Raw genomic sequence first — 11498 nt, forward strand, 5'->3', positions numbered from 1 at the left:
TGATTTATTCTCCTCTATTTATTTTTTTCTTCTGAACATATTGTAGTAGTAGGTATCAAGGGGGCTAAAGCTTGTTCCGGTTATATACGGCTTTACAAGTATATTCTTACTGCCCACAAAAAGCGGGATTATGGGCACATCCTCCTCGCAGAGAATCTTCTGGGCTTTGTTGTAAATTTCCAATCTTTTCCCGTTATCCCCTGTCTCAGCACCTTCTGTTATCAGCCGGTCATATTCTTCATTTCCCCAGCCTGTGTTGTTGTTGCCGCTTGAGCTTGTAAATATGCGCATGAAATTATCCGGGTCAGGAAAATCTGCGCCCCATCCTAATCTAAATATATCCGGACAGTCATTTTTAAGCTTCGTGAGATAGACCTTCCATTCAAGGTTATCAAGGTTAGCGTGTATTCCAAGGTTTCTTGAAAGCTGTGACTGGATGTTCTCCGCTACAATGCGGTTTTCCTCTGATGAGTTAAAAGCAATCGTTAATTCCGGAAACTTTTTCCCTCCGGCGTAGCCCGCCTCGGCAAGTAATTTCCTGCCTTTCTCCGGGTTAAAACTTATTCCTATGGCATTGTTTTCTGCGAACATCCCCTGCGGTATCCATGATGTCACCGGAATATCGCCGCTGTTTAAGGAGTTCACTATCTCGTTTCTGTCAATTGCGCTGACTAAAGCCCTTCTCACAATGCTGTTGTTGAAAGGAGCTTTTTTTGTGTTAAAGCCATAATAGTATCCGCGAAGTATGGAGTATCTTTTGTATTCAGGGTTTGTCTTAAGCTTTGACACTGCTATGGAAGGAAGTTCAACTATATCCAGCGCGCCTGTTTCATAAAGAAGAAGTGCAGTATTAGGCTCGCTTACCATGAAGATATCCACTTCTTTAAAGTCAGGCTTTGCTCCTTTATAGTGGGGATTTTCGCTTAGCTCTATCTTGTAGTCATGCTCCCATTTCTTAAGATGATAAGGTCCGTTTCCTATCATATTGTCCGGCTCAGTCCAGCGCTCGCCGTATTTTTCCACGATGTCCTGTCTTAACGGGAATGTTACCATAAAAGCCGTTAACGCCGGGAAAAACACAAGCGGCCTCTCAAGTGTCACTTCAAGCACTGTGTCAGAGATGGCTTTCACTCCAACGCTGTCAGAGTTTTTGAGTTTCCCTGCATTATAGAGATAGGCGTTTTTTATATCATAAAGAAAATAAGCATATTCAGCGGCTGTTTCAGGGGCAAGGAGTCTTTTCCACGAATATTCAAAGTCTCTTGCGGTTACAGGCCTGCCATCGCTCCACCGGCTTTTCTCATTTATATAGAATCTGTATCTTGTGAATGAGCTAAAGCTTTCCCATCTTGATGCTACCGATGGAATGACATTCATCTTCTCGTCAAAGCGCGTAAGGCCTTCCATAATATTGTTTATCACAGTGAATGAAACATTGTCTGTCGCAAGGTTCCAGTCAAGGGTTGGAGGCTCAGAGGATATGGCGACGCGAAGTCTCGCCATGTCATTTTTTTCAACATCTGCTTTGCAGCCATAAAGAAAAAGAATGCACAAACATAATACAATTCTTATATGTAATTTATTTTTTTTCATTGTAAGCTATTATAACTTTTCTCTTAACAACTGAACAGCGGAAGGATAATTTATGTTTTTCAATCTTCCCCGCGACGGTAGACTTTTATTCGTTACCCGTGCCGCAAGACTTTTTTCCTATGGATTCATCTCTGTTATACTTGTCCTCTATCTCGTTGAACTTCATTTCAGCCAGGCAGAGATTGGGCTTCTCCTCACGCTGACTTTAATAGGCGACACTGTCATCTCGCTCTGGCTTACAACAAGGGCTGACCGTATTGGGAGGAAGAAGATTCTGATAGCAGGTGCATTTCTTATGATTTTCGGCGGTGTCATGTTCGCATTGACGGACAACATCCTGCTCCTTCTGATTGCCGCAACAATCGGGGTTATAAGCCCAAGCGGAAATGAGGTGGGACCATTTCTTTCGGTTGAGCAGGCAGCGCTTTCACAGGTAGTTTCCAATGAAGAGAGAACTAAGACCTTTGCATGGTACTCCCTCGCAGGCTCATTTGCGACTGCCACCGGGGCATTGAGTGTGGGTGCACTTGTTAATTTTTTAGTTCAGTCAGGTGTAAGCGCAGTTTCAAGCTACCGTATTGTTGTTATCTGCTATGCTTGCGGAGGTGCGATTCTTGCTATTATTTTCAGTCGTCTTACTTCGTCTGTTGAAGTAGAGGTTGATCATGAAAAATCATCTAATTCCCCCGGCATATTGCAAAACATTACCGGGTTAAGCAGTTCAAGAAAAATGGTGTTAAAGCTTTCAGCTCTTTTTACCATAGACTCATTTGCCGGCGGCTTTGTAATACAGAGTCTCATGGCTTACTGGCTTCATCTTCGTTTCGGAGCTGAACCTGTAGCACTTGGAGGGATCTTCTTTGGTGCCAATGTTCTTGCAGGACTTTCAGCCCTGCTCGCAGCACGCATTGCTGAACGGATAGGGCTTATTAACACCATGGTGTTTACACACCTTCCGTCTAACATACTTCTCATACTTGTACCGCTTATGCCAAATCTTGAGCTTGCAGTAGTCATGCTGTTCTTACGGTTCAGCATATCGCAGATGGATGTTCCAACACGGCAGTCCTATACAATGGCTGTAGTTAAACCCGAGGAACGTTCCGCAGCAGCAGGTGTTACTGGTGTGGCGAGAACAACAGGTGCAGCTATCTCGCCATCAATTGCTTCAATAATGCTGGGGAGCACCGCTCTTCTGAGCATGCCGTTTTTCATAGCAGGGGGGTTAAAGATTATCTATGATCTGATGTTGTACTATAGTTTCATAACTCAGAAGCCGCCGGAAGAGGTGTAACTGTAGCGAATTCAATTTTTGGCGTGATACTTCGTCAGTGACCAGCTCGCAAATCCTCATGTACAGAAAAGTACACTCCGGTATTGCTCGCTACCCACTTCCTCGTCTTCCATCCAAAACTTGAATCCGCAGGAAAAAATCATTCCTTGCTTGATTGAAGATGATTTTTTTATTGTCATAGCGAACGCCGATCAGGAGTGCGGCAATCTCATTAATTCAATTAACTAATTATTTTTCACACCAGAGGTTTTGTAAATAATGAAGATCTGACCCTTTTTACTTTTTAAATTATGAAACGTAGCGTAATTGTCACATCTGAGTTGATGTGGTTGTTAGGGTGCCTTTACTGTTCCCTTCTTCACCTGATCCTTATGCTCTGCAACCTCCTTGATTCGCAGAAGGCGTGACTTCCGTTCTTCACGGACAACGTACCAATCACGAATCAGAGTTTCGATTAGACCAATAAGAAGCTCTGCTTCATTCGGATCTACATCGATAATCATATTAATGTCTTTCTCCATGTGAGCACCGATGTTGCCTACCTTACGAACAGAGTCAATAGCCTCCCAAGTCAGGGGATCTGTCTTGTCCTTAATCTGTTTAATTTCATCAACGAGCAGACTAGGTTTGACCTTCCAGAAGTCTCGGATAATCCCTTGGAGGCAACGTCGAGAAAGTGTAGCCGAAGCTTTGGGACTCGTGTCACGGATGAGGCAAGCCTCGTTATAATCGTTGATGATAGACTGTGGAACATAGTCAGGAAACGCTAAGGCGAGAGATGCAGGGATGAGATTCCATTGATTCAAGCATTTATCGGCGAAGGGTTTGTTCCATTGATCTTTTGACAGGATGTGTAAAGAAACAGAGAGCGTAATTTTTTTACATTTCGGATTAGGGCAAATAATGAACAGCAGCTGCAACCGCCTTGATCCATCAGCATTTGGAATAATAAGATCTGTAAAGTCAGAATGGAAGCTTTCTTTCGTAATGGTAGTATCGCGGTTGCAGAAAGAACACGTCCAATGAAATACCTCACTCACTTAGTCTCTCACCTTTCCTTAATATACATTTTTATATTGTTTCTATGCTTTAATGTCTTGTACTGTCCCAGAAAGTAGTTGTCAATAATATCTTATGTAAATGTAGAATTATGCTTGAAATGTCTTCTTCAAATAGAAATGTAGGTTTTGAATAATGTAAATAGAAGGGTATTAAGCTTTTCCGCAGACGCAAGATTTGAGTATCAGGCGAGGAAGCGGAGGATTAGCATACCGGAGCATACTTTTCTGTATGTGAGGATTGCTAACCGGACGCTGACGAAGCATCATGCCAAATATTGAGTCTGCTACTTTCTCCCCCCTATCAAAGCGGCTTCACATCACAAAAGAAACATACTTCCTGTCTTCCTCGAGAATGTGATTGAGGAACCAGTCCCTTAGAAATGATAGAACACCATTAAACTTTTCAGCGTGTTGCTGAACCTGCGCATCCTCTAACTCCAAAATACGCGACTCAAAATATTTGTGCTGTTTCTGGTGTGGTTCCAATTCCTTGTAACTAATAAGCTGGAGCATGCTCTCTTCATATTTGAAGTGTGTTGCAACATATGTTTTAAGTTTCCCAATCAGTTCCTCGTTGACAATAGCTTTCTTGTCTTTAGATATAAGGTTGTAGTACGCGTTTAAAGTTTCCAGGAATGACCTGTGCTGTTGGTCTATCTCATCGATGCCAGTATTGAAGCTGTCTTTCCATATAAAAAATCCCATTGTTTTCTCCTTGGTTAAGGATTTTATTTTATACCGATTTTTCAGCAGACGCAAGATTTGTGTATCAGGCAAGGAAGCGGTTTTTTTATTGGCGAATTCAAGTTTTAGATGTTAGACAAGGAAGTGGATGACAAGCAATACCGGAGCATACTTTTCTGTATGTGAGCATTTGCGAGCTGGCAGATGACGCAGTATAACTCTAAAAATTGCATTCGCCCTATAGTGTTCCTTCTATTCCAATACTGATCATGGGCCTTAAGGTTAAACACCCCTTGGGTTTCTCCCACTGGTAAATCTCTATGGATTTTAAAAGCAGGTATTTTTTCTTTCCCCCTTCAAAATCTTCTTCTCTTGTCCCAATAACTTCGCCAAAGACAGAGATTGGGGTACCTCCTGAATATTCAGAACCTGTATCAATGAGAAAGTAGCCGTTTCCTGGCAAATAAGTCTGCGGTTTTCCAGTTATGTCCAAAGGCTTTTCAGACACTATAAGCAGTTTATCAGAAGATGCCCCTCCGGCAAGACCACCGAGAAGTATTCTCTTCCCTGTAAATCTATCAACATCCTTCATTACTGTAGAAAGGTTCTGTATCTGCATGATATTGCCTGCCGGTATTTTTGTGGCTGCACAGGAAAGTAGAATAACTGAAGATATAGAGATTAAAAAATATGGAATATAATTTTTTTTGCGCATGAGAGGCATTGCCCCTGCAATCACTGCTATTGGTTTTTTGGCTGTGGTGAAGCTTCGCCGCCGACTACTATGCTTTTTATCCTGAGAGTCGGCTGTGCGTCTGAAACAGGAACTCCCTGGCTGTCTTTGCCGCATGTTCCTATTCCAAAGCCAAGGTCATTTCCAACCATATCTATTTCAAGGAGAACTTTCGGCCCGTTTCCGGCAAGCGTTGCACCTCTCACAGGTGTGGTGATTTTTCCGCCTGATATAAGATATCCTTCGCTTACCTCGAATATGAAATCTCCGTTTACCGGGTTCACCTGTCCTCCCCCCATTTTTCTTACGAACAGCCCTGAGTCTGTTGAAGATAAAATTTCCTTTGGATCGTGAGTGCCGGACTTGATAAACGTGTTGCTCATGCGGGGAATTGGTTTGCACTTGTATGATTCTCTTCTGCCGTTTCCTGTTGAATGTACATTATCTTTCCATGATGAGAGCCTGTCGTAGAGATAGTTCTTTAGAACTCCCTTTTCAATGAGGACATTATGCCCCGGCTTTGTCCCCTCGTCGTCTACCCTGTAAGTTCCTCTTTTACCGGGGAGTGTCGGGTCATCTGCAACTGTGACTAACGGTGATGCTATTAGCTCCCCTTTTTTATGCGAATAAACTGAAAGCCCCTCCTGTGCATAATCAGCCTCGAATCCATGCCCCACTGCTTCGTGTATCATCGTGCCTCCCGCCTCGCTTGAAAGCACAACAGGCATTGTTCCTCCCGGAGCTTTGGGAGCTTTAAGTATGAGCATTGCCCTTTCATAGGCTTTCCCTACAACATCGCGAAGGCTGATAGAGCTAAACATCGCGAACCCTTCGCTTCCGCCCACCGGTTCATAGCCTGTCTGGATAAGCTCGCCGTCAGATACGACAAGGTGAACGAGAAAAATCGAGTTGATCCTTTTATCTGTTGCTTCCCCGTCAAGAGAGTTTATTATTGCCACGTCCTGAACTGAATCTGAAAATACGAGCCTGTAATGGCGCAGAGACTTGTCTCCCAGAGGCAGGAATGATTCAGCTTCTTTTAATTTTTCCACCTTCGCATCAAGGGATGCCTTTATAAAATCAGGCATAAGGGATTTGGCATGTTCCTCTTTTTTGATTGCATAAAGCTCTGTAAGGTCCCTGCCATAGCGGTCGCTTGAGATAGCACTGGAAATCCCTGAAGCAAGTTCTATAAGATTTTTATTTTCAAATGAGTTGGTATGGGCAAAGAAGGTCTTGCCATCGTTTATAACACGCAAGCCTATGCCGCGGTCAATCCCTCCGACTATTTCCTCGATTTTACCATCCTCAAGGACCACTGATGAGAATGACTTATTTTCAAAGAAAAGCTCTGAGAACTGCCCGCCCCCGGAAAGAGATAGTTTCAGGATTTCATCTATCTCTATATTCCCAAGGAGATCTTTAATGTCTTTTATTTCAGCCATGACTTATCGCATTGTCAATGAATTCGATTTCCTCGCCAAGGGAGGTAATCACTTCGAAAAATTCCTTTTCAAAAAATGGAGACACCATGAATTCTACCAGTCCGCTCTTAGCATCGATAGTCCTCATTATTCCCATTCCCTCATGAGATTCTATTATCCAGCTGAACAAAACAATATTTTCTTTTTTGATTCTGGCTTTTACTATTAGTGTCTGAAGCTGCAAGTCGGCTGTCTAGTTATCTCTGTTTACAATGAACTGAGAAAGATTACTAAGGGCATTTTTTTCCGGACTGTCAGGCAGGGATTTAAGGTTTTCCCTTCCCATGGCAGCATATTTGCCTGCCGTCGCGATGGTGTGTTCTATGGAGTCATGCTTTGATACAAGTCCCATGATGAAACCGACCTCATCCTGATCAAGCTCATGTTTCCGGAGTATATCTTCTATCTTGCCGCGGGCTCCGTTCTTTTCAGCTTCAAGGACATGGAGAAGCGGCATGGTGATCTTCCCTTCCCGTATGTCGTTGCAGATCGGTTTGCCGAGTTTCTTCCTGTCGGCAATGAAATCAAGTGTGTCGTCTATAAGCTGGAATGCAATTCCTATATTCTTTCCGTAAGAGTGCATTGCCTTTATCTGTTCCTCGGAAGCGCCCCCTATTATGGCACCTACTTCACAGCAGGATGCGATTAGCTCTGCGGTTTTCTTGGTGACAATGTCTATGTAGCTCTCATTGCTCAGGTTGATGTCATACCTGCTCATCAACTGCTGGACTTCTCCTTCTGCCATCTTCATGGAAGCATTGGCAAGGGATGCCATAATGCGGTTGTCATTTTCGTTTACCATTATGGAAAAAGATTTTGAAAACAGATAATCCCCGACAAGTATGCTTGCCTCATTTCCCCATCTGCAGTTTGCTGACGGCGACCCCCGCCTCATGTCGGCTCCGTCTATCACATCATCATGAAGAAGTGTCGCGATGTGAATGAATTCAACTGCACATGCAAGATTTATGCTTTTTTCACCTGTATATCCGAAAGCCCTGGAAGTGAGCAATACAAGGGCAGGTCTCAATCTTTTCCCGCCGTTCTTGGCAATATACGAACCTATACTGGTAACGAGTGCTGCATCGCTTACAAGATTGTTAATTGCGGCATTTTCAACATGTTCAAGTTCTTTTTGAATTGGCTCAAACAAATCAAGCATCTTTTAGTTCCTATTTTCAACATCCTGTTTCAGTTAGTTATCTTCTAATCATCATCGGGCACTTAGCCAAGCTTAAGCTTAGAAGGAGGAATCTATTTAAAAGATACACCTCTGTCAAGGGAATTTATCCCCGACCTTTCTTCTCCAGTAATTAAGTATATCGAGCAGGGTTTGCTTCAAAGGGATTTCCGGTTTCCATCCGGTGGCTTTGCAGAACTTTGAGTTATCTCCGCAAAGCACAGGAAGGTCTGACGGTCTTAGCCTTTGTGGGTCTGTCTTTATGGAAACTTTGATGTCTGTATAAGAAAGAAGGATTTCAAGTATCTCTCTTATACTGTAATCAGCACCTGTGCAGATGTTATACACCTCGCCCGGCTCGCACTTTTCAAGGGCTACCCAGTAGGCACGCACCATATCCCTTACATCAGTAAAGTCCCTGCGTGCATCAAGATTTCCGGTATATATCACAGGAGGGTTTTTACCTCTCTCTATTTCTGCGATCTGTTTTGCAAAATTGGATGATACGAAGACATCGCCCCGCCTTGGCCCGGTGTGGTTAAAAGCCCGTGTCCTTACTACATTAATCCCGTAGCTCTTAAAATACTGGTAGCTTAGCATATCCTGCCCGACCTTGCTTACTGCATAGGGGCTTAAAGGTCTTAGAGGATTTTCTTCTTTCACGGGGATTTCGCCTGCGTTTACAATACCATATTCCTCACTCGAACATGCTGTGAGAATAAATGGATTTATTCCAAGAGTCTTTACAGATTCTAAGATGTTGAGGTTGCCAATAATGTTTGTTGATAAAGTCTCCTCAGGCATATTCCATGAGGTAGGGACAAAACTTTGCGCTGCAAGATGGAATATCCTGTCCGGTTTGATAGAGCCTATGGCATTTGTGACTGAGTAAGAATCTCTGATATCGCATTCTACAAGATGGATTTCCGACGCAGTATGATGTTCGATGTTTTCCATCCTGCTGCGCCATCTGTAGAAGCCGTAAAGCTCTGAATCTTTTTTATTGGCAAGGATGAAATCTGCAAGATGGCTTCCGGCAAAACCGGTTATTCCTGTAATTAATATTTTCATCTTAACCCTTTTGTACATCAATAATATTGAAAAGGCTTGGCAGTCCCTGCAGAAGGCACCTGCTGTTTAGTGTCATCTTGTAACATTAAACAGAGCAGGACTGGCAAGCCTTTAAAACACTCTTTGCACGCATCGTGTTTTACCTGTTCTTCAGGCTCCAGTCATACGGAATGTCAGGCGATGAAATATCAATTCTGTGTTCATCAGGTGATGTGTAGTTATAAAGCTCTGTAGGGCAGTTCACCACCAGGGCTTCCGATTCGCTTATGCATTTAAATCCATGAATTACCATTGCAGGTATCTGAAGGAGAATTGGATTATGCTCCCCCATGAAAAACTCGTTTATCTCCCCCTTTGTTGGTGAACCTTCCCTGCTGTCGTAAAGAACTACCTTCATCATCCCTCTGACCACAACAAAATTATCAATCTGTTTCTTGTGGTAATGCCATCCTTTCACTACTCCGGGATAGGCTGTTGTAAGGTAAGACTGACCGAATTTGATAAACATCTCATCATCGTTCCGTATCATTTCCATTAGCCTGCCGCGCTCATCAGGGATAACACGAAGTTTCTTTGTCTTTACATCAGCTATCATCTTATTTCCTCCAGCATTTCAAATGCGATTTGTTTGTATTATACTTTGTCATCTATCAGTTCGCAAATACTCATATAGAAAAAATTATTAGTGCATCACCTTCGGGACAAACTCTTCAAATATGAATTTCGGGTCCTTGTCGGTTGTGTGGCAGACGACACAGACGTTTTCAGTTATTTCTGCTTCAGAGCTTTTGCTTTGAGGATGGTTATCTGTGACTTTGTGGCAAGCAGTGCAGCCTACGTTAATCATCTCCGGGGTTTTTGTGAAATTGATATAACCTCCTTTTCTTCCGTAGCCTATAGTGTGACAATAGAGGCATTCAGGGTCAAAATCGCGTCCATCTTTTATGAGAGTTTGAAAGGCTTCTGCATGTTTTGTGTTTGACCACTGATCATATTGTTCGCTGTGGCACTCTGCGCATTTTTCATTGGGCATATAAATATTTCCCATCCCTGCCCTGTACGCCTCATACTCCGGTATCGTTTCCCCCTCTGAGGAAGTTTTTTTGACTTCATCAAGATATTGGAGAAAAAGCTTTTCTACTTTTTTATCCGCAGGGAGAACTTTTGAAAGGGGAATGAATTCATCGTCTATTTTTTCAATCCTGTTTTTATCATCGAGACTGATTTTGAGCTTGCCAAGATATTCCCCGTCTTTTCTGGCATTAAAAATCGGCACTGACTTATGAACCGTTTTATGAGGATAATCTTTGTCCCAGTGTCCTTCTATTATAAGAGAAACTTGCGGATATTTTTCAATTAAGATTTTGTCTGTAGCCAAGTCCGCGTGCGAGACAATTATGATAATATCAGTTTTTGATTTTAAATAATCGAGATAAGCTTTTATGCGGCTTGTTTGCGAGCTAACTGTGACAGATTCAATATTTCTATCTGTCCCATCTGTCAATGAAAGGACTCCAATCTTTACTCCATCAATATCTTTTATTGTGTAGGGAGAGAAAAGGAGTGAAGTGCTTTCATGTGAGAAGAGCGATGCTGATATAAAAGGAAGTAAGTTCTGCCCGGTTTCATCCATAAGATACTTAAGCCCCAAGTTAAAATCCATCTCTCCGGGAGCAATGGCATCGTAGTGCATTACGGAATAGGCTTTAAGGATATACTGGAGTTTCCTTTTCTCAAAATCTGATTTACCGGCCGGAAATATATCTCCCCCGTCAAGGAGAAGTAAATCTTTGCTCTGGTTTCTCAAAGTTTCTATCATGTAAGCCCTCTGCGATATCCCGCCAAATGGATTTCCCGGACATCCGCAGGCAAGAAAAACATTGCGCGTGCTTCCCGTAAATAGGATTGTGAAGTCTTTTGCGTCTATGACAAAGGGGAACAGAAACAGAATTATAATAATTAATGCCGGGCTTTTTTTCATATTTTTATAATAATTCATTTAAAAAATAAAAACTACTAAACAGGTTACCTGATTTAGCAAATTTTAAAACCATATTCTTCAGGGCTAAAGCTTTTGAACAGGCAGACATTGAAAAAAATGAATTTATTGAGCATACTTTAATTAAGAAGGATTTAAGCAATTGAGGTGAAAAATATGTTTACCTTGCATCCTGAATTTATGACAAAAGAGGGGAACAAAAAGTTTGTTGTCCTCCCTTATGAAGAATTTACCGCCCTACAGGAATTGATAAGAAAATATGAGGCTGAGAGTGAGTTTACTGTTCAGCCTTCGTTGATATTTGACAATGTAGAACGGGATCTTGGCCTTTAAATGAGTAATTGAGTCCAACCTGTATAGAAATGACGGAGAAAAATTGCATTTTTAGCTTGATAAAAA

General features: G+C 42.3%; 12 protein-coding genes. 2 read left to right on the top strand and 10 right to left on the bottom strand.

Features of this window, described 5'->3' with window-relative positions; all coding sequences use genetic code 11:
* Window positions 1–18: 18 nt before the first annotated feature.
* A complete protein-coding gene (locus HZA77_03445; GenBank protein ID MBI5374463.1) occupies window positions 19–1593 on the bottom strand; it encodes a peptide ABC transporter substrate-binding protein in 1575 nt (524 codons plus the stop codon).
* A 52-nt stretch (window positions 1594–1645) separates the two neighbouring features.
* Here HZA77_03445 and HZA77_03450 point away from each other — a divergent pair, with 52 nt between their 5' ends.
* Window positions 1646–2887 (top strand): MFS transporter, encoded by a 1242-nt coding sequence (locus HZA77_03450; GenBank protein ID MBI5374464.1) that lies wholly within the window; start codon window positions 1646–1648, stop codon window positions 2885–2887.
* Between the two features lie 332 nt (window positions 2888–3219).
* Here the strand turns inward: HZA77_03450 and HZA77_03455 are convergent, their stop codons facing one another.
* The 9 genes from HZA77_03455 to HZA77_03495 all read right to left on the bottom strand — a co-directional run bounded on the left by HZA77_03455 (window position 3220) and on the right by HZA77_03495 (window position 11099).
* Window positions 3220–3927 carry a DUF4145 domain-containing protein gene (locus HZA77_03455; protein MBI5374465.1) on the bottom strand — a complete coding sequence of 236 codons (708 nt, stop codon included), beginning with the start codon at window positions 3925–3927 and terminating at the stop codon, window positions 3220–3222.
* 333 nt (window positions 3928–4260) lie between these two features.
* Window positions 4261–4653 (bottom strand): hemerythrin family protein, encoded by a 393-nt coding sequence (locus HZA77_03460; protein ID MBI5374466.1) that lies wholly within the window; start codon window positions 4651–4653, stop codon window positions 4261–4263.
* A gap of 217 nt (window positions 4654–4870) precedes the next feature.
* Window positions 4871–5347 carry a Slp family lipoprotein gene (locus HZA77_03465; GenBank protein MBI5374467.1) on the bottom strand — a complete coding sequence of 159 codons (477 nt, stop codon included), beginning with the start codon at window positions 5345–5347 and terminating at the stop codon, window positions 4871–4873.
* 26 nt (window positions 5348–5373) lie between these two features.
* A complete protein-coding gene (locus HZA77_03470) occupies window positions 5374–6810 on the bottom strand; it encodes a TldD/PmbA family protein (protein ID MBI5374468.1) in 1437 nt (478 codons plus the stop codon).
* On the bottom strand, window positions 6803–7033 hold the full coding sequence (locus HZA77_03475) for a DUF4911 domain-containing protein (GenBank protein ID MBI5374469.1): 231 nt from the start codon (window positions 7031–7033) through the stop codon (window positions 6803–6805). The genes HZA77_03470 and HZA77_03475 overlap by 8 nt, the downstream gene beginning before the upstream one ends.
* Window positions 7034–7042: 9 nt before the next feature.
* The gene (locus tag HZA77_03480; GenBank protein MBI5374470.1) at window positions 7043–8011 is read right to left on the bottom strand and encodes a polyprenyl synthetase family protein; all 969 of its coding nucleotides are present in this window, start codon (window positions 8009–8011) and stop codon (window positions 7043–7045) included.
* Window positions 8012–8125: 114 nt separating this feature from the next.
* On the bottom strand, window positions 8126–9100 hold the full coding sequence (locus HZA77_03485) for a GDP-mannose 4,6-dehydratase (GenBank protein MBI5374471.1): 975 nt from the start codon (window positions 9098–9100) through the stop codon (window positions 8126–8128).
* A gap of 139 nt (window positions 9101–9239) precedes the next feature.
* Window positions 9240–9695, bottom strand: a complete 456-nt coding sequence (locus HZA77_03490; protein ID MBI5374472.1) for a dTDP-4-dehydrorhamnose 3,5-epimerase family protein — start codon at window positions 9693–9695, stop codon at window positions 9240–9242.
* Window positions 9696–9782: 87 nt separating this feature from the next.
* Complete coding sequence (locus HZA77_03495; protein MBI5374473.1) at window positions 9783–11099, bottom strand: hypothetical protein; 1317 nt, start codon at window positions 11097–11099, stop codon at window positions 9783–9785.
* Between the two features lie 156 nt (window positions 11100–11255).
* Between HZA77_03495 and HZA77_03500 the strand changes: the two genes are divergently transcribed.
* The gene (locus tag HZA77_03500) at window positions 11256–11432 is read left to right on the top strand and encodes a type II toxin-antitoxin system Phd/YefM family antitoxin (GenBank protein ID MBI5374474.1); all 177 of its coding nucleotides are present in this window, start codon (window positions 11256–11258) and stop codon (window positions 11430–11432) included.
* Window positions 11433–11498 lie beyond the last annotated feature (66 nt).

Source organism: Candidatus Schekmanbacteria bacterium (assembly GCA_016219965.1).
Lineage (GTDB): Bacteria > Schekmanbacteria > GWA2-38-11 > GWA2-38-11 > J061 > JACRJM01.